18 protein-coding genes are annotated in these 18,531 nt (G+C 67.9%); 10 read left to right on the forward strand and 8 right to left on the reverse strand.

All coding sequences use genetic code 11. From position 1 onward, the window contains the following. Positions 1 to 32: 32 nt before the first annotated feature. Both NI1_RS06795 and NI1_RS06800 read right to left on the reverse strand, forming a co-directional pair. Positions 33 to 884 (reverse strand): polyphosphate kinase 2 family protein, encoded by an 852-nt coding sequence (locus NI1_RS06795; RefSeq protein WP_067815709.1) that lies wholly within the window; start codon positions 882 to 884, stop codon positions 33 to 35. 49 nt (positions 885 to 933) lie between these two features. Continuing rightward, positions 934 to 1,614 (reverse strand): ESX secretion-associated protein EspG, encoded by a 681-nt coding sequence (locus tag NI1_RS06800; protein ID WP_067815712.1) that lies wholly within the window; start codon positions 1,612 to 1,614, stop codon positions 934 to 936. A gap of 270 nt (positions 1,615 to 1,884) precedes the next feature. On the opposite strand from NI1_RS06800, the gene NI1_RS06805 reads away from it, so the two are divergent. Beyond that, positions 1,885 to 3,378, forward strand: a complete 1,494-nt coding sequence (locus tag NI1_RS06805) for an NHL repeat-containing protein (protein WP_157534989.1) — start codon at positions 1,885 to 1,887, stop codon at positions 3,376 to 3,378. Positions 3,379 to 3,399: 21 nt separating this feature from the next. On the opposite strand, the gene NI1_RS06810 is transcribed toward NI1_RS06805, so the two are convergent. The 3 genes from NI1_RS06810 to NI1_RS06820 form a co-directional block, all read right to left on the reverse strand. Beyond that, the gene (locus NI1_RS06810; RefSeq protein ID WP_067815715.1) at positions 3,400 to 4,641 is read right to left on the reverse strand and encodes a saccharopine dehydrogenase family protein; all 1,242 of its coding nucleotides are present in this window, start codon (positions 4,639 to 4,641) and stop codon (positions 3,400 to 3,402) included. 77 nt (positions 4,642 to 4,718) lie between these two features. After that, complete coding sequence (locus NI1_RS06815) at positions 4,719 to 6,146, reverse strand: ABC1 kinase family protein (RefSeq protein ID WP_067815718.1); 1,428 nt, start codon at positions 6,144 to 6,146, stop codon at positions 4,719 to 4,721. Between the two features lie 140 nt (positions 6,147 to 6,286). Then, positions 6,287 to 7,003: a TetR/AcrR family transcriptional regulator gene (locus NI1_RS06820; RefSeq protein ID WP_245663116.1), complete on the reverse strand. Its 717-nt coding sequence runs from the start codon at positions 7,001 to 7,003 to the stop codon at positions 6,287 to 6,289. A 148-nt stretch (positions 7,004 to 7,151) separates the two neighbouring features. Here NI1_RS06820 and NI1_RS06825 point away from each other — a divergent pair, with 148 nt between their 5' ends. The 6 genes from NI1_RS06825 (at position 7,152) to NI1_RS06850 (ending at position 12,532) form a co-directional block, all read left to right on the forward strand. Further along, positions 7,152 to 8,492 carry a DUF445 domain-containing protein gene (locus NI1_RS06825; protein ID WP_067817811.1) on the forward strand — a complete coding sequence of 447 codons (1,341 nt, stop codon included), beginning with the start codon at positions 7,152 to 7,154 and terminating at the stop codon, positions 8,490 to 8,492. A 123-nt stretch (positions 8,493 to 8,615) separates the two neighbouring features. Continuing rightward, complete coding sequence (locus NI1_RS06830; protein ID WP_067815721.1) at positions 8,616 to 9,164, forward strand: helix-turn-helix domain-containing protein; 549 nt, start codon at positions 8,616 to 8,618, stop codon at positions 9,162 to 9,164. Further along, a complete protein-coding gene (locus NI1_RS06835; RefSeq protein ID WP_067815724.1) occupies positions 9,161 to 9,832 on the forward strand; it encodes a heparin-binding hemagglutinin in 672 nt (223 codons plus the stop codon). Before NI1_RS06830 ends, NI1_RS06835 begins: the two co-directional genes overlap by 4 nt. Positions 9,833 to 9,892: 60 nt before the next feature. Then, entirely contained in the window at positions 9,893 to 10,189 is a 297-nt protein-coding gene (locus NI1_RS06840) for a DUF2516 family protein (protein WP_067817814.1), read from the forward strand. 125 nt (positions 10,190 to 10,314) lie between these two features. After that, entirely contained in the window at positions 10,315 to 11,292 is a 978-nt protein-coding gene (locus tag NI1_RS06845) for an alpha/beta fold hydrolase (protein WP_067815727.1), read from the forward strand. A 238-nt stretch (positions 11,293 to 11,530) separates the two neighbouring features. Further along, entirely contained in the window at positions 11,531 to 12,532 is a 1,002-nt protein-coding gene (locus NI1_RS06850; RefSeq protein ID WP_067815730.1) for an alpha/beta fold hydrolase, read from the forward strand. 89 nt (positions 12,533 to 12,621) lie between these two features. Here the strand turns inward: NI1_RS06850 and purU are convergent, their stop codons facing one another. Beyond that, positions 12,622 to 13,503 carry a formyltetrahydrofolate deformylase gene (gene purU, locus NI1_RS06855; protein ID WP_067815732.1) on the reverse strand — a complete coding sequence of 294 codons (882 nt, stop codon included), beginning with the start codon at positions 13,501 to 13,503 and terminating at the stop codon, positions 12,622 to 12,624. Positions 13,504 to 13,554: 51 nt separating this feature from the next. Then, entirely contained in the window at positions 13,555 to 14,097 is a 543-nt protein-coding gene (locus NI1_RS06860) for a GNAT family N-acetyltransferase (protein WP_067815735.1), read from the reverse strand. 71 nt (positions 14,098 to 14,168) lie between these two features. Between NI1_RS06860 and deoC the strand changes: the two genes are divergently transcribed. Continuing rightward, positions 14,169 to 14,828: a deoxyribose-phosphate aldolase gene (gene deoC, locus NI1_RS06865; RefSeq protein ID WP_174564458.1), complete on the forward strand. Its 660-nt coding sequence runs from the start codon at positions 14,169 to 14,171 to the stop codon at positions 14,826 to 14,828. Positions 14,829 to 14,873: 45 nt separating this feature from the next. On the opposite strand, the gene NI1_RS38765 is transcribed toward deoC, so the two are convergent. Continuing rightward, positions 14,874 to 16,115: an LmeA family phospholipid-binding protein gene (locus NI1_RS38765; RefSeq protein WP_218026710.1), complete on the reverse strand. Its 1,242-nt coding sequence runs from the start codon at positions 16,113 to 16,115 to the stop codon at positions 14,874 to 14,876. A 113-nt stretch (positions 16,116 to 16,228) separates the two neighbouring features. On the opposite strand from NI1_RS38765, the gene NI1_RS06875 reads away from it, so the two are divergent. Together NI1_RS06875 and NI1_RS06880 are read left to right on the forward strand one after the other, a co-directional pair. Then, positions 16,229 to 16,828 (forward strand): type IV toxin-antitoxin system AbiEi family antitoxin domain-containing protein, encoded by a 600-nt coding sequence (locus NI1_RS06875; RefSeq protein WP_067815741.1) that lies wholly within the window; start codon positions 16,229 to 16,231, stop codon positions 16,826 to 16,828. A gap of 77 nt (positions 16,829 to 16,905) precedes the next feature. After that, positions 16,906 to 18,435, forward strand: a complete 1,530-nt coding sequence (locus NI1_RS06880; RefSeq protein WP_157534990.1) for a hypothetical protein — start codon at positions 16,906 to 16,908, stop codon at positions 18,433 to 18,435. Positions 18,436 to 18,531 lie beyond the last annotated feature (96 nt).

The raw sequence follows: 18,531 nt of genomic DNA on the forward strand, positions 1-18,531 counted from the left end.
ACCTTGATGTGGCCGTGTAGAAGTGGCACGAATCACGCCTGGGCAAGCCGCCGTTTCTGCTCTTCGATATCGAATGCGGCGGGCGGCCAGTCCAGCTTCAAGCCTTGCAATGCGTCGATCAGCAATTCGGTGACGGCCAGGCGGGCGTACCACTTGGAATCGCAGGGCAGCACGAACCACGGGGCGTAGTCGGTATTGGTGCGATCCAGAACCGCTTGGTACGCCTCTTGATACGCGGGCCAGTACGCCCGCTCGTCGATATCGGCCGGATTGAACTTCCAGTATTTGTCCGTGCGTTCCAGCCGCTGGGCCAGCCGCTTCTTCTGCTCGTCGAGCGAGACGAACATGGCCACCTTCACGATGGTGGTGCCCTCGTCGGTCAGCTTGCGCTCGAACTTGTTGATCTCGTCGTAGCGTTTGCCCCACACCTCGGGCGGGACCATATCGTGCACCCGCACCACCAGCACGTCCTCGTAGTGCGAGCGATCGAAGACGCCGATCTGCCCACCTCTGGGCAGCTGCTTGCGAATTCGCCACAGGAAGTGGTGCTTCTTCTCCTCCGCGGTCGGCACCCCGAAGGCCGCGTGGTCCACGCCCTGCGGATCGACCGAGCCGATCACGTGCCGCACGATGCCGCCCTTGCCGGCGGTGTCCATGCCCTGCAACACCAGCAGCACATTGCGGTTGTCGCCGGATCGGCCGTTGGCGTAAAGCTTTTCCTGGAGATCCGAGAGCACCTCGCGGCGTTCCTCGAGGAATTTCTCCCCGGCCTTCTTATCGCCCTTGAATCCCGGGGTTGCCGCGGTGTTCAAATCCTCGACCCGCACGCCGTCGGCGCGCAGGGCTTTCGAAACCGGTTTCGACCAGGTAGTCGCTTTCGCCATCCTCCATGGTTAACACGAGGTGCCGGTTCGCGTAGGCAACCTCGCCGAATCAGACTCGGGCCAGCCGGACCAGATGATCGGCCAACTCCTCGTCGCTGACCGGGGCCAGGGTCAGATCCGCGGCGGTGGTCAGCAGATAGCGGCCGTCGCCGGAGAAATCGAGCCAGGTGCGATGCCGGGTCGGCGGGGAGAGCGGATTCGCCGGTTCCACCGAGACGGTGATGAATCCGCGGCCGTCCACCGGATCGCGGAGCTTGCTGCGGAAGCGATCGGCCCCGTCCGGACCCTCGGCGGGATCGGGTTGCAGTACCGCGCTCTGGGCCTCCTGCATGGGGGCGAGCCGGCCGGGCGGTGCCGAGCCGATGATCTCCACCAGTTCCCGGCCCAGCTGATCGGCCGGGCAGACCGAGACGGTCACGGTATCGGGCAGGCCGACCAGAATGCCCGCGCGCTGCTGGGCCACGGCGGCGAAGGCCAGGATGCGGCGCGATTCGGGGCTGGTGCGCTCGCCGTAGAGGGTGACCGTGGTGGTGTCGCTGCGGGCGCACAGGGCCAGCGCGGCGGCCAGGTCCGGATCGGTGCGGCGCAGGTAGCGGTGCGCCAATCGCGGTGTGGCGGCGGGGTTCTCCGGGACGGGCGGCGTCGTGTCGAGCGGATAGGGGTGGCGATCACGCTGCGTTTCACGGGTCCAGACCAGTGCGAACTCATCAGGGGTCAGGATCCATTTCACTGTGGCCGGCCTCCAGCGGAGGCGGGGCCAGTCGAACCTGACCCGATGTCCGAAGTGGACATATCGGGTGTCCCCCCTTTCCGTGTACGACCCTCCGTCCCGATCGCGACCCTACCCGAGCGTCGGTCCGGTCGCGCTGCGTCGGACCGGCCGCTCCGATCCGGCGAATGCCCGGTAGGGTCCCGCCCGGGACGTGCGGATCGAGCCCGTCCGGTCGATTGACCAGGAGTTGTGTGGCCTTGCGCCACAAGCGGAAACCCGGAGGTGGCGATGGCGACCGCCCGCATGTGGATGGCACGATTTGTCGGTGCCGGCGTCGTAATTGTCAGCTCCGGGACAGCTCTCGCGGCCGCGGTGCCCATTCCGGCCGTACCGGCCGCCGGATCCGAGTTCCTCGGGACGCCCGCCGTGGCCCGGCCCGTCACCGGTGTGCCCGCGGTGCCGCAGCATCCGGGACTGGCGGGCAACGGTGACTCCGGCATCCACAACGACGGCTGGATGAGCGACACCTACACCCGGCCCGGACCCCTGGGGCGTGACACCCGGGTGGATTCGCTGCTGCTCGGCAGCGAATGCGGATCGATCGCGTTCGATCGCGCCGGGCGCATCGTCGCCACCTGCCCGGGACTGAATCCCGGTCTCTACCTTATCGATCCGAGTGCGATGCGGGTGCTGGGCAAGTACCCGTTGCCGGGCCGCGGAGCCGGGGAGTTCCTGAAGCCGGGCGCGTTCACCAATTTCGGCGGAGGCGCGTACTTCTACCTCGACCGGTCCGATCGCGCGGTGGTCGGGGCGAGCACCGGGCACGTCATGGTGCTGGCCGAGAACGCGAGTGCGGACGGTTTCGTCCTCGAACACGACTACGACCTGACCGGCGTGCTACGGGAAGGGGAGACGCTGAATTCGGTGCTGCCGGATTCGGACGGGCGGCTGTGGTTCGTCGCCAAGAACAACGGCGTGGTGGGGACCATCGATCCGGAAAGCGGTGCGGTGCAGGTGATCCGGCTCGGCGCGGGCAGCGAGGGGGAGATCGAGAACTCCTTCGCGGTCGGCGTCGAGGGTGAGGTGTACATCGCCACCGATCGCGAGATGCTGCGCCTGGACGCGGGATCGGACGGTGCGCCCGCGGTCACTTGGCGCGTCACCTACGCCAACAGCGGGCAGCACAAGCCCGGCCAGGTGGACGACGGCACCGGCACCACGCCCACCGTGCTGCCCGGCGGCTACGTGGCCATCACCGACAATGCCGATCCCATGAACGTGGTCGTCTACCGCACCGATCCGGCCGCCGCCCAGCGTGAGGTCTGCGCCGTCCCGGTATTCGCGAAAGGCGCCGGCAATACCGAGAATTCACTGATCGGCGCGGGCAATTCCCTGATCGTCGAGAACAACTACGGCTACACCGGCCCCGAAGCCACGCTGGCGGGCAAAACCACCACCCCCGGCTTCGCCCGCGTCGATATCGACCCCGATGGCAGCGGCTGCCACCTCACCTGGACCAACACCACCGTCGCCGCACCCACCGCGGTGCCGAAACTCTCGCTCGCCACCGGCCTGATCTACACCTACACCAAAGGCAGCGAAGTCACCGACCCGTGGTACTGGACCGCCCTCGACTTCCACACCGGAAACCTGGTGTGGCAGCGACGATCCGGGACCGGCCCGCTGTTCAACAACAACTACGCGGGACTGGCGCTGGGCCCGGACGGCGCCGCCTACCTCGGCGTACTCGGCGGCCTGATCTCCCTGCACGACGGGTCTTGACCAGGCCGCCGACCGGCTCGATCAGGCCGGTTCGACCTCGATGGTGATGTCGGCCTTGCGCAGCCGGTCGGTGAGGGCGTCGCCCATGGCCGAGGCCGGGGTCAGGATGCCCGCGAGCTCCGGGAGCTGATCGAAGGCCAGGCACAGGCCGGCCTGGCCGAGCATGACCGAGGTGGCCTGGTAGCCCGGATCGCCCTTGCCCGCGAAGGTGCACACGTACTTCGCGCCGGAGGTGGTGTTGGCGAAGGTGCGCATGGTGAACCAACCGCTGTTGCGGGCTTTTTCGCTCGGGCCGGTGCCGGGCTTGGGCATGATCCGGTCCAGGAGCTTGCGGCCGAGTTCGACGCGCGACAGCACCGCGCCCGCCGCCATACCCGCCACGATGCCGCCCGCCATACCGGCCGCGACCAGCGGGGCGGTGGGGGAGGAGCCGGCGCTCATGACCTCGCGGTAGCGGAAGTTCTTGCCGTACGGCCAGCCGAGCAGGCCGTTGGAGCGGCGCACGATCTTGGTGTTGTGGGCGGCCATCACGAAGGTCGAGACCCAGCCGTGCAGGCTCGGGTCGATGGCCGAAGCCCGTTGCAGCGCTTGATCGGTCTGGCGGCCGACATCCGGATCCATGGACTTGTCGGGGCTCAGCGAATACGGGTGCGACATGATCGACGCCTTCGACGGGTCGGCCGCGATGGCCTCCATCATGGCGCGGCCGGAATCCACCGTGCCACCGCTGACCCCGCCCTTGAGCCAGGCCACCAGGGTGGTGTCGGTGAGCTCGCCGGTATTGTCCGCGACGCTGCGCCGGTACAGCTGGTACACGCTCAGATCCGACGGAATCGAGTCGTAGCCACAGGAATTCACGATCTTCGCGCCGGTCTGCGTGGCCCGCTCGCCGAAGCGGTCGATGCATTCCCGGATGAACAGCGGCTCACCGGTCAGGTCGGCGTAGTGGGTGCCGTTCTCGGCACACGCCTCCACCAGCGGCAGGCCGTAACGCAGGTACGGCCCGACCGTGGTGACCACGACCTTGGTCCGCGCGGCCAAGGCGTTCAGGCTGGCCTGATCGTTCGAATCCGCCTGCACCAGCGGCCAATCCGCGGCCTGCGGGCCCAGGTCGGCGCGGACGGCGGCCAGCTTCTCCGGCGAGCGGCCCGCCAGCGCGATACGCGCCCCGGCGGGTGCGGCCCCCACCAGATATTCGGCGGTCAACTTGCCGACGAAGCCGGTCGCCCCGAATAGGACGACGTCGAATTCCCTGTCTGCCATGATCTTTCCTCGCCTGCTTCCTGAGATTGGGGTTCAGAGGCGATGCCCCTGAGAGCCCTCGAGAGTTCCGAGGTCTTTCACGCTTTGGCGGCGCGCTTGCGAGCCTTCTTGGCGGTGCCGGCGGGCTCCGGCTTGGGCCGCCCCGCCAGCCATTCGTGATGGGCGCGACCGAGTTCGGTGACGGGCTCGTCGCCGTACAGCCATTCCCGTGCGATGCGATGCCAGTTCCCGGTGGCCTCCAGCTGCCCGAGCATGCCGAAGGTCAGGAAGTCCGCGCGCCGCGAGAACAGATGCTCCGGCGGCAGATTCTGCTGCTTCATCCCGGCGAACTCGCTGGCCCGCGGATCCACCGCCAGCACGAAAGCGCCGGAAGCGAGTTCCGGCGTAATGGTCAGATCCTGGTCGATGAGCGACCATTCGCAGGCCGCGAGCACGTACTCCAGGCACTCCTCCGGCGTGATCTCATCCGCCGATTCGATGACCCCGCGCTGAATCATCAAGTCCCGCAGGTCTTCCGCCCGCTCCTCGGCGGCGGCGCGAATACAGGTGGCCTCGAACTGCACGTGCTCGGGATCCATCAGGTTGTAGAGCCCGAAGTCCAGGAACGCCACCCGCCCGTCCGCGCCGAGCAGCAGATTGCCCGGATGCGGATCGCCGCAGAATTCGTTGAAGGTGAACAGTGAACCCACATAGAACCGGTAGATGATCTCGCCGATCCGATCCCGCTCCGCGTCGGGCAGCTGCCGGATCTCCTCGAAACCCTTGCCCGGGAAGTACTCGCTCACCAGCACCCGCTGGGTGGACAGCTCCGGCATGGTGTCCGGCACGAAGATGAAGGGATGCCCCGCGAACACCTTCGCGATGCGCGCCTGGGTGGTCGCCTCGGCGACGTAATCGAGTTCGCTCTCCAGGTTCAGCCGCAGCTCGTCCAGCACCGCGGGCGTCACCCACGGCATCGCCGATTGCAGGATGCGCCGGAACATGGCCAGGTTCTTCAGGTCCGCGCGCACCGCGGCGTCCACGCCCGGGTACTGCACTTTGACCGCCACCACCCGGCCGTCGGTCAGCGTCGCCTTGTAGACCTGCCCGATGGAGGCGGCGGCGATGGGTTCGGGATCGAATTCGGCGAAGACCTCGGCGAGCGGTTTGCCGTAGTCCTCCTCGATGACCGCCTTCATGGTCTCGAAGGAGACGCTGGGCGCGCTGTCGCGCAGCACCGCCAGCCGGCGCTGGAAGCGCTCGCGATGCTCCGGCGGCACCAGATCCAGGTCGAGCACCGAGAGCATCTGGCCGAGTTTCATGGCGACGCCCTTCATGGTGCCCAGCACCATGACCATCTGCTCGGTGGAGCGCAGCATGGATTCTTCGGCCATCCGGGCGCGCACGGCCTCGGACCTACCCCGCATGGATCGACGAGTCTTCTGCGCGCGCAAAGCATTACCGGCGACGGCCATACCCAGCTTCGTCCCCCGGGCAAGCCTGGATGTAGGCAGCTCTTTCGCCATCACTGACCCTCCATCGGAGTCAAACACCCCCGTTGGTGCCGACGCGGCGGGGCCCCTGGTGCACCCGCCTCGTTCAGCCTAACCACAACCCGATCTTCCAGCCCAGTGCTGGCAGGACGGATTTCATGGCGCAATACGAACTAGTCAGTATTCTCTGGATCCGGCAGCATGTGCTGCTTCGAGTTGAACCAGGTGCGGTCGCCGCCCGCCCGGACCATGCCCTCGATGGCGGACCACGCCATCATGGTCAGATAGTCCAGCATCTCCTCGCTGGACATGGTGCGGTTGGTGATCCACCAGTCGGTGGCCAGCTGCACGCCGCCGACGAGCACATACGCCCACAGCATCGCGCCCTCGGTCTGCACGCCGCGGTCGAAGGCCTTGTCGATGATGACCGCCGACACCACCTGCGCGAACAGCTTCTCGAAGTCCGCCAGCGTCGAAGTGTCGGTGGAGGAGCCGTTGCCCATGATGAAGCGGTAGACGTCGGTGTCCTCGTCCACCGTGTGCACATAGGCGGCCAAAGTATTGCGGACCAGCTGATATTCATCGAGGTCGTCGCTGATGGCCTCGTAGATGCGCGGCATCAGCGTGGTCTCGATGAACCGCTCCATGGTGGCGCGGGTCAGATCCTGCTTGTCCGAGAAGTATCGGTAGAGCACGGTTTTGGAGACGCCGATCTCGGCGGCGATCTCGTCCATGCCCGCGTCGCCCCCGCGTTTGCGGATGGCGGCCAGCGTGCCGTCCACCAGCTCTTCCCGGCGGTCGATCTTGTGCTGTTGCCAGCGGCGCTTGCGGCCGTCCACCCGACCGCCGGTACCGCGGGTGCCTCCGGCGGCGTCGATGGCGGCGCTCACGGTGCCCTTCGTAGTCGACAGGGTGGACTCCTCGTTCGCGGGTTGTGCTGGGCCTATTCAGCTTAAGCCTCGCATGGCGTCGCTGGTCGCCGATCGGGACCGGCCCGGTGGCCGGGAACTTGTCGGAGAAACCAGCAGAATGGAGGTTATGGAGCAACCTGCCGGCAGTGCCGGGGTACTCGAAGCGAAGACGACGAAACCGGTCACCACCTCCGGCGGGGCGTTTGCCGACCTGCTGGACGAAGAGGGCAAGAAGCGCGAACTGTGGCGGATGAAGGCCATCGCCACCGGCTTCTTGGCGGCGGCAACCCTCATTTACCTGTTCTGCGCGTGGTATCAATCGCGCGGGGACGGCGGCGAATGGGTGGGTTATGTCAAAGCCGCATCGGAGGCGGGCATGGTCGGCGCACTCGCCGACTGGTTCGCGGTCACCGCCCTGTTCCGCCATCCGCTCGGTATCCCCATTCCGCACACCGCCATCATCCGTAAGAAGAAAGATCAATTGGGCGCGGGCCTGGGCGATTTCGTGCGCACCAATTTCCTCTCCCCCGATGCGGTGGCGGCGAAATTGAATTCGGCGCAGATCTCCTTCCGGCTCGGCCGCTGGATGGCCGATCCGGCGCACGCCGCGCGGGTGTCGGACGAGAGCTCCACCATCCTGCGCGCGGTCGTCGGAGCGCTGCGGGACGAGGACGTCGAGCAGATCATCGACCAGACCATCGTCAAGCGCATCGCCGAACCGCTGTGGGGACCGCCCATCGGCAAGGTGCTCAACGAGCTCATCGCCGACAACCGGCAGGCGCCGCTACTGGATCTGCTGGCCGAGCGCGCCCATCAGTGGGCGCTGGATTCGCAGGAGACGCTGGACCGCATCGTGAATCGCGACGCGCCGTCCTGGGCTCCGAAATTCGTGAATTCACTCCTCGCCGAACGCATCTACCGCGAGCTGGTGGAATTCACCTGGAAAGTGCGGACCCAGCCCGATCATGAAGTGCGATTGGCCGCCAATCGTTTCCTGGAGGATTTCGCGCACGATCTGCAATTCGACGACGCGATGATCAAAAAGGCCGAAAAGATCAAGACCGAGCTGATGGGCCGCCAGGAGATCACCGGTATGGCGCACGCCACCTGGCGCGCCGGTAAGCGGATGATCCTGGAGTCGGCGGACGACCCGAACTCCACCCTGCGCCGTAAGGTGACGGAGAACGTGCAGCAGCTCGGCGAGCGGCTCTCGGCGGATCCGGAGATGCGCGACAAGGTGGACGGGTGGCTGGAGCGCGGCGTCCGGTACCTGGTCACCAACTACGGCGCCGAGTTCGCGACCCTGGTCAGCGACACGGTTGCCCGCTGGGACGCCGAGGAGGCCAGCAAGAAGATCGAATTGGCGGCCGGCAAGGATCTGCAATTCATTCGCATCAATGGCACGGTGGTGGGTTCCCTGGCGGGCCTCGCGATCTACGCCATTTCACATTTGCTGTTCAATGGCTGATCGATTGTCCAAAATGGCTCGCGGGCGTGGCGCCGGACGTTGGCCGTAATGGTGCTAACAGACTGCTTGCAAGAGTTAGCACCCCCGTTTAGAATTGACCCCACAACCGCCGGAAGGTGAGTGATGACACACGACCCCGAGGTTCCCGAACCGAGCGACGGCACGGAGACGTCCGCTGCCGAAGATCGGCCGGGCCGCGTAGCCAACGCGGCTCACGACATCGGGGGCTTCATCCGGGCGCAACGCGAAGCCGCTCAGGTTTCCTTGCGCCAGCTCGCCGCGCTGGCGGGGGTGAGCAACCCGTATCTCAGTCAGATCGAGAGAGGGCTGCGCAACCCGTCCGCCGAGGTGCTCGCCCAGATCGCGAAGGGTCTGCGGGTCTCCTCGGAGGTCTTGTACATGCGGGCCGGGTACCTCGAGCAGAGGCCGCACGGTCCGGTCCGGGACGCACTGCTGAACGACGAAGGTCTCACCGAACGTCAGAAGCAGGTGCTGCTGGACATCTACGAATCGTTTCGCCGAGAGAACCAGGCGAACGAGAACGAAGGGGACGCGACGGACCACCAAGGGGGCGTTCCCGGGGGGATCCAGGGCGGAAACGCCCTGAGGGACAACGAGGTTCCGCACCGCACGACCGAAGTTCCGCCACGCCAGGAGAACGAAACATCATGACCGAACCCAAGATCAGCACCGCTACCGTGACCAAGCCGATCTACGCCACCGTGGGTGCGGGCGACGCCGTCTACGCCGCCGTCCTCGACGTCTACGCGCAGCTCAAGGACCGCGCGGCCGCCGTGGACGTGAACGGCCGCGTCGAAGAGGCCCGCGAGCGCTTCGCCAACCTGCCGGCCGACGCCCAGGGCCAGTTCGAGACCCTGCGCCAGCGCGTGCAGGCGCTGCCCTCCGAGCTGCCCGAGGACCTGGCCGAGCTGCGCGAGAAGGCCACCCCGGAAGAGCTGCGCAAGCTGGTCGACCAGTACTACCACCAGCTGCTCGACCTGTACGCCGACCTGGCCGCCCGCGGCGAGGAGACCGTCGAGAAGCTGCGCAGCAACCCGGCTTTCGAGGAGCGCTTCGAGCAGGCCGAGGGCCTCTACAACGACCTGCTCGCGCAGACCCAGGACGTGTTCGGCAAGGTGACCGACCAGGTCGCGCCGCTGCTGGGCCGCGCCAAGGAAGAGGCCGAGGAGGTCGTCGAGACCGTCGACGCCGAGGTCGTGGGCGTGACCACCGAGGCCGAGCCGGCCGAGGCCCCCAAGAAGGCCGCGCCGGCCGCCAAGAAGGCCGCTCCGGCCAAGAAGGCTCCGGCCAAGAAGGCTGCCCCGGCCGCCAAGAAGTAACGCGATTTCATCGCTCGAAGCCCCCGTGTGTACCTGGTACCCGGGGGCTTCGCTCGTATGATGGGGCGGGTGAACGCGATTCCGTCCTTGATTCTGTGGGTGCTGCAACTAGCCGCGTTGGCCATGACGGTGTTCGCGCTGGTGCACGCCATCCGGCAGCGCCCGGACGCCTTCACCGCCGTCGACAAGCTGACCAAGCCGATGTGGGTGGGCATTCTCTGTGCCGCGCTGATCGGGCTGCTGCTGGCCCGGACGCCGGTCGGGATCCTCGGCATCGCGGCCATCGTCGCGACCGGTGTGTATCTCGCCGATGTGCGGCCCAAGGTGGACGAGATCCAGCGCGGTCCGCGCTGGTAGTCCCAGCTCGTTTCGGTTTCGGCCGTCGCCCGATTGGGTGGCGGCCGAATTTTTTTGGTGCTTGCTCTAGCAAGCAGGGCGGGTCCGGGGTTACTGTATCGAGCAGTAACACAAAGGAGTGTCCAATGCGCGCAATGCTGCGTAACCATCGGGCTGACCTGCGGACCAGGACGTACGGCACTGCGGACCTGAACCCGCCTGCCGGGCCCTACGAGGTCATCGCGGTGACCACCACCGATGGAGCCCACCTGCGGGTGCACTCCTACGGTCCCGCCGACGGCGACGTCATCGTGCTGGTGCACGGCTGGACCTGCTGCCTCGAGTACTGGAACCCCCAGATCAATGCCTTCGCCGGTGAATACCGTGTGGTCGCCTACGACGTGCGCGGGCACGGCGAGAGCGAGCCGGGCATCGCGCCGCTCACCACCGATCAACTCGCCGACGACCTTTCGGCCGTGCTCGACGCCGCGCTGAAGCCGGGGCAGAAGGCGGTGCTGGTGGGGCACAGCCTGGGCGGCATGACCATTCAAGGCTGGGCCGGACGCTATCCGGAGCAGGTCCAGCAGCGCGCGCACGCGGTGCTGCTGACCAACACCGCCGCAGGGAACCTCATCGCCGAGACCACCGTGGTGCCGTTCTTCAATCGCGGTATCGCCAAGCTGCCCTTCGTGATCGGCCTGCTCGGGCTGAGCGCGCCCATCCTGTTCGCGCCCGTCGCGCCGGTGAAGTGGATCTTCCGGCGGCAGATCATGAGCCTGAGCTCGGTCGGCGATATCGCCGAGTTCGGCCTGAATATCGTGCGGTCCTGCCCGGCGCGGGTGCGCGGCAAGTTCGGCACCCTGCTGTCCTATCTGGACGTGGGCCGGGGCGCGGCGAACCTGACCGTGCCGACCACCGTCATCGCCGGTTCGCTGGATGACATGACGCCCGTGGTGCATTCGGAGCGGATCGTCGAAATGCTGCGCGAGACCGGCAGTCTCGACGGCTATCTGGTCCTGCCGACCGGCCATCTCGGCAATGTCGAGGCGTACGCGGAGTTCAACGGTGAACTCGCGCGAGTTGCCAAGGCGGCGTTCGGGATTGCGACGGCGGTGGGGGCCTGAGCGGGTGGGTTCCGCCCACCCCTTGGGGTCCTTATCCGGGGCATGAATCGGCCCCAAACTGTGTTGTAGATAACAGAAGTCCCCTGGCCCGGCGCGGAAATAGATGAATGCCACTGCGCCGGAACGGGTATTCGGTAATGGCGGGCCGCAACGCCGCAGGATCGAAATATCGTGCCGCTTGCACTAGCAAGCACTGCTGCTAGCGCGGTAGTGTGGCCTGGAACACAAAGGAGTGCTCATGCTGGTAAAGCTGCCTCAGGCGGGCGCCGCCGATTTGCTGACCGCCCCCTTCCGAACCGCACTGCGGTCCCGGACCTACGCGACCGAATCGTTCAACACCCCGGTTCCGGACGCGGTCACCCCCGTCACCACCGCCGATGGCGCGCAGCTGCGTGTGCACGCCTACGGTCCCGCCGACGGCGACGTCATCGTCCTCGTGCACGGCTGGTCCTGCGCCATCGAGTACTGGAATCCCCAGATCAATGCCTTCGCCGGTGAATACCGCGTGGTCGCCTACGATCAGCGCGGCCACGGCGAATCCACCATGGGCACCCGGGCTTTCGGCTCGCAGCAGCTCGCCGACGACTTCGTCGCGGTCCTCGACGCGGTGCTGCGTCCGGGTCAGCGCGCGGTGCTCGCCGGGCACAGCATGGGCGGCATGACCATTCAGGCGTGGGCCAAACACTACCCCGAGCAGGTCGCCCGGCGCGCCTCCGCGGTGCTGCTGGCCACCACCGCCGCCCGGGAGATCCCGGGCCGCGCGACCGTCATCCCGCTGCTCAACGATGTTGTGCCGGCGCCGGATTGGGTCGCCAAGGTCATGTTCGGCACCCCGCTCCCGCTGCCCGGCGGCCGCGCGGTGCACATGGTGGCCAAGAGCCGCCTGATGACCCGCACCGCCACCGCCGACCAGGTCGCCTTCGGCACCTCGATCGTCCGTTCCTGCCGTCCGTCGGCGCGGGCGGCCGTGGCTCGCGGTCTGCTGCGCCTCGACCTGCACGGTGCGGCCGCGAACCTGACGGTCCCGACCACGGTGATCGCCGGATCCGCGGATCGCCTGCTGCCGGAACTGCATTCGCGCGAGATCGCGGACACCCTGGCCGACGCCGGATACCTCGACCGCTACACCATCCTGCCCACCGGGCACCTGGTGAACATCGAGGCCGAGCACGCCTTCAACAACGAGCTCCATCGGGTGATCCGTTCGGGTCGCCGCGGCAGCGTCGCCGTAGCGGGCTGATCGAAAAGATCACCGCCGCAAAAGGAACGCCCTCCGCATCGAAATGCGGAGGGCGTTCCCGTTCCAGGCGCTGTGTTTTCGAACCCGCCTCAGTCGAAAACGACGGTGCGGCGGCCGTGTACAAGTATCCGGCCCTCCAGATGCCAGCGCAGCCCGCGCGCCAGCACCACGCGTTCGATATCCCGGCCTTGGCGCACCATGTCGTGCACGGTGTCCGCGTGATCGATGCGGGTGACGTCCTGCTCGAGGATCGGCCCCGCATCCAGTTCGGCGGTCACGTAGTGGCAGGTCGCGCCGATCAGCTTCACGCCGCGCGCGAAAGCCTGGTGGTACGGCCGCGCGCCGACGAAGGACGGCAGGAAGCTGTGATGGATGTTGATGGCCTTCCCGGCCCAGTGCTCGCACAGCGACTCCGGCAGCACCTGCATGAACCGCGCCAGCACCACCGCGTGCGGATCGTGCGCGTCGACCAGTTCCCGCACCTGCTCGAAGGCCGGGCCGCGCTCGGCCGGATCCGTCGGGAACGGCACATAGTGGAACTTGATGCCGTGCGCCTCGGTCATGCCCGCGAGATCGGGATGGTTACCGATCACGGCCTCGATGGTGGCCGGCAGTTCGCCCGATGCCGCCCGGCCGAGCAGATCGTGCAGGCAGTGCCCGTCCTTGCTGACCAGCAGCACGGCCCGGCGCTTCTCCCCGGTGTCGTGCACCTGCCATTCGGTCTCCGGCCCGAGTTCGGCCGCCACCGCGGTGAAACGGTCGCGCAGCTCGTCCAGCGAGAACGGCACGGTCGCCGCCTTGATCGCCTGCCGGGTGAAGAACCATCCGGTGTCCAGGTCGGAGTGGTATCCGGCCTCGACGATCGACCCCCCGAAGTCGGCGATGAACGAGGTGATGCGGGCGATGATGCCGGGACGGTCCGGGCAGCCCAGGGTGAGCACGAAGCGGCGATCATCGGGGGTGGAACTCATGCCGCCATCCTCCCAGCCCCGATATGCCATCGAATTGCCGGGTCAGCTCCGCTACAGCTCGTAGAACGGGTCGGCGTAGCGGAACTCGCCCTTGATCTCCGAGTCGTAGGCGGCCAGCGGGCGCACCTGGAAGTGCGAGGCCCAGTCGGGCTGGTCGGGGACCACGCCCAGCCGGATGCCCGGCACGAAGCCGAAGCGCGGGTAGTAGTCGAGGTGGCCGAGCAGGCCGACGAGCGGCTCGTCGAGCGCGTCCGCGGCGCCGAGCACGGCGTGCATGAGGGCCGAGCCGACGCCCGCCCCCTGCTGGTCCTCCCGCACCCCGATCGGGCCGAGCGCCAGCACCGGGAAGGGCCCGATACCGGCGCGGGTGAGGCAGACATGGCCGACGACCTGGTCCCGGAATTCGGCGACCATGGAGAGTGTCGGCATCCAGCCGGAGTTGTCGCGTAGCTGCCGGACCAGGCCGGCTTCCGGCGGTTCGATGGCACTCCCCGCAGTATCGCCGTTGCTGCCGGCGTACTGGCGGGCGAATGCGCTGCGGTGCACCGCGTCGATCGCGGCGGCGTCGCCGGGACGTTCACGACGGATCAGCACCCTACGAGTGTGCGGGAGATCGGTGGCGGCTCGCAACGAAATTCGCCACGCATATGCCAAACTCGGTGCTCATGGCTGAGATTTCCCGCCGGGACGTGGCGGCGATGATCGATCACACCCTCCTCGCGCCGGAAGCGACCGCCGCGGATGTTTCGGCATTGATCGAGGAAGCGCGCGAGCTGGGCGTGTACGCGATCTGCGTGTCGCCGTCCATGCTGCCGGTGCGCGCGCCGGCGCTGGTGGTGGCGACCGTCGCGGGTTTTCCCTCCGGCAAACATCATTCGCTGGTGAAGGGCGCGGAGGCGCGGCTCGCGGTCGAGCAGGGCGCGGCCGAGGTGGACATGGTGATCGATGTGGGCGCGGCGCGAGCCGGTGACTACAACGCGGTGCTGAGCGACATCATCGCGGTCCGCGAGGCCGTCGGGGACCGGGCGGTGCTCAAGGTGATCATCGAATCCGCGGCCTTGAGCGACGAGGCGATCGTGGCGGTCTGCCGGGCCGCGGAGCAGGCCGGGGCCGATTTCGTGAAGACCTCCACCGGGTTCCATCCCGCCGGGGGTGCGAGCGCGCACGCGGTGCGGTTGATGGCCGAGACCGTCGGCGGCCGCCTCGGCGTCAAAGCCAGCGGCGGCATTCGCGATGCGGCCGCGGCGGCGGCGATGATCGCGGCCGGGGCCACCCGGCTGGGGCTGTCCCGCAGTCGTGAAGTGCTGGAAGGGTTTCCGGGGTGAACGAAACGGCCCGCCACTTCGAAGTGGCGGGCCGTTGCTGCCGAATCAGCAGCTGACCGAGGTGTTCTTGCCGTCGGCGGACTGGAGTTCGGAGCGTCCGCCCTCCAGATGCACCTTCAGGCCGTCCTTGGTGACCTCGACCTTGGTCGGCTTCATGCCGAGCGGGTAGCTCTGCAAGCTCTCGGTCATGACCTCCACGATGCCCGAGACCAGATCGGTGGGCAGGCCGAAACCGAGCAGCGCGGCCTGGATGGTCTCCACCTCGACCTTGTCGCCGACGATTTTCGGCTTCACCTGCAATTGGGCGAGCCCGCCGAGCACCGCGAAGTCGAGGGTGCCCTTGGCCGGATCGCCTTCGGCGCCGGAGACCAAGCCGCCCAGCGTCTTCACGATGCCGTCGGTGCTCCAGGTGACGTCGGCGGTGGAGCTGCCGATGGTGCCGCCCTGCTTGCCGTTGTCCTTGACCTCGATGTCGTTGAAGGTGGCGTGCACTTCCATGCCCTGTGCCGGGCCGAACTTGCTGTCGTCACTGTCCACCGTCACCGACGACACCTTGTTGTCGAACATGGTGAGCAGCAGGGGTTTCCAGCCGAACGACACATCGATCTTGGAGCCCATCTCCTTCTCGAACTGGGAGCTGATGCAGTTCTCCATCGTCCGCCGGGTGTAGACCTCACCGGCCGCCACCCCGCCCACCGCGAGCAGCGCCACCACCAGGGCGACGATCAGTACCGTGCGCCGGGTGCGCCGCGCCTTGCCCGAACCTCCTTCTCCGCCACCGGTTCCGGTCGGCGGGGGAGTGCCGGGCGGCACGGTGCCGCCGGGACCGGCGGGGTAGGCGGCATCCGGATCGGTGCCGAGCACCTGGGTGGGGTTCGGGCCGGTGGCGCCGAACGCCTGCGTCGGGTGCGACCCGGTGGCGCCCAGCACCTCCGTGGGCTGCGGGCCGCTGAATCCCGGCGCACCGGCCTCCGGCGAGCCGAGGACTTCGGTGGGCTGGGGGCCGCTGAAGCCGGTTGCGCCCGTCTCCCGCGGCCCCAGGACCTCGGTGGGCCGGGTCTCCTCGGTCCCCGGCGTGCCTAGGACCTGGGTGGTGTGTTCCTGTTCGGTGTCCCACCAGTCGGTGGATTTCGTCGCCGCGCCCTCCCCGGGGGCGATTACTTCGGTTTCCGCGCCGGGGTTTTCGGGCCCGTGGCCGCCGGCGCGTACCGTCTGGTCGTCCGAGCCGGGAGTGGTCCCGGGCTGCGGGGGATCGGTCGCGTCGTCCGAGGTCGGTTTCGAACTCATGCCGCCGATTCTTCCCGAGCTTTCTGTGTGAGTTCTGTGCTTCCGGTGAGGGTGTCGCGTCACCCCGCGCGATTGTGACATAACACACAGGAGGCTGGCGTAGCCTGATTGGCATGGCTGGGAAGCCCGCAGCGGAGCCGGACGAGCACGGCTGGCAGGCGCTGCAAGAAGTGGCGGGGCAACACGCGGGGTATTTCACGACCCGCCAAGTGCTGCGCACCGGATGTGAGGCCCGGATCCGGGACGGCCTGCGGGACGGCACCGTGCTGCGCGCGGGGGTGGGTCTGCTCCGGCTGGGCGCCTGGCCGGACGGGCCGCTCGACGAATACGCCATGTGGTCGGCCTGGTTCGACGGCGCGGCGGCTGTCTCCCATCACAGTGCCGCCGAACTGCACGGGCTGGGCCGGCTGCGTCCGCGCTTCGTCCACATGTCCGCCCGGGTCGGCCGCTTTCCGCTATCCCCGCGTCTGGTAGTGCTACGCCGCGCCTTCGCCCGCAACGAGGTCGAATCGGCCGGCACGTTCCTCGTCACCACTCCGCTGCGTACGGTTCTCGACCTGGCCGAAGCGGGCATCGGTCAGGCGGCTCTGGATGAAGTGGTCGCCGACGCGGTCGCGATCCATCGTTGTGCGCGGGCCGAAATACGTTCCGCCAGTGCGGCTCTGCCCCCTCCCACGGCCGCGCGGTTGCATCGGGCGCTGACCCGCGCCTGAGCAGGGAAGGTTGCGGCGAGGCTTCGAAGTGAGGTTTCGAGTTTTGCGGGGGGTGGTTTCGTGGCAGGGTGCTGATCATGGGGACCGTCGGTGATGGGATGTGGGACCTCGTTTTTCCGTCGGGGCCGCCGGATCGGGTTTCCGATATGGTCACCGCCGCGGTTGTCGCTGACGCGGTGCGAGGGGTCGATGCCGATCTGGCGCAGTCCGTGGAGACCTGCCGGGATTGGCGGTACCGCCATCATTGGGTGTTTCGGAGCATGACCGGGCTGGCGGTTACCGCGCCGGAGGTGTCGCTGGAGATCGCGGGGGAGGGTTTGCGGTCCGCGCGGAGCATGCTGCGGTTTGCCTCGGGGCGGGCGGTGACCACGCTCGATGCGCTCGATGTGGAGGCGGAATCCGGTGCGGGGGTGATCGAGACGGGTGAAGTGGCCGGTACGGGGAGGGCGGTCGCCCAGTTGGAGGTGCCCTGGTATGGGCGGGTGCTGACCGGGGAGGCGTTGCGTCGGCAAGTGGCCGCGTGGGAGCGCCGCGGGATCGTCGAGCCCGCCTTCGCTGCCGCTGTAGAGCAGGTGATCGATCATCCGGAATGGTTGCGGCTGCCGGGTTTCCGGCTGATCGCGCTGGGTGCGGCCGCTGAACTCGGCCCGCTGCGCCCGCTGCTGGACTGGGGTGCGGAGGTGGTCGCGGTGGATCGTCCCGGTCGTGCCCGCTGGAATCGACTTCTCGCACAGGCCCGTTCGCGCGCCGGCCGCATGCTCTACCCGATCACCTCGGCCGGCCCCGGCGCGGACATCGCGAGAAGCCTTCCAGCCCTGACCCATTGGCTCGCCGGTCGATCCGACGCCCGCCCGGTGCTCGGCATGTACGCGGGCCTCCCCGGCGCGGGCGCACTCCGTGTAGCGGCCGCCTCCGACGTACTCGCCGAATCCCTCCTCCGCCGCCACCCCGACACCGCCCTGGCCTTCCTCGGTTCCCCCACCGACTGCTACGCCGTCCCCGAACCGGTCTTCACCGCCGCCCGCAACCGCCTGGCCCATCGCGGATTCCGAGGCGCGGCACAAGATCTCCTGCACCGAGTCGCCGCCACCTCCTTCTACAGCCCCAACTACGACAACCCCGTCCTGGACGCGGACGCCAACCCCTGGGGCCTCTTCGACAACCTCCCCCTCCTGTCCGGCGCCGATTACGCCCTGGCCCACCGCCTCCCCCGCTGGCGCGCAGTCCTGGCCCGATCCACCGGCACCACCACCTCCTACACGGTCGCACCCCCCGCCTGGACCGCCGCCGTCCACGAAACCCCTTGGCGCAGAGCCGCATACCGCGCCGTCTCCACCTTCGGGGTAGAAGTCTTCGACCCCGCCACCGCCCGCCCCCTGCTGGCCGCCAAACTCGTGGCGGACCTCGTCGCTCCGCCCCGGGAAGCCCCCTCGAATCCCGAAGCCCTGTTCGCCGAAGGCGCAGCCCACGGCGGCCTATGGCGTCAACCCTTCGCCCCCCGTTCCCTGCTGGCTCCCGCCGCGATATCGGGCTCGGTGCAAGAATTCCGCGATCGCACCCTCGGATTGTTCAGTCGCGCAGCCGAATCGATCACCACTCGCATCTGACCCCCGCCCTGCTCCACAAGCTCCGATGATCCGCGCGCCTACACGCGAATCATCGCAGCCTGCGGTCGGCCGATGCGCCCCGCGAAGGGGCTGGGG

Source organism: Nocardia inohanensis NBRC 100128 (assembly GCF_001612945.1).
Lineage (GTDB): Bacteria > Actinomycetota > Actinomycetes > Mycobacteriales > Mycobacteriaceae > Nocardia > Nocardia inohanensis.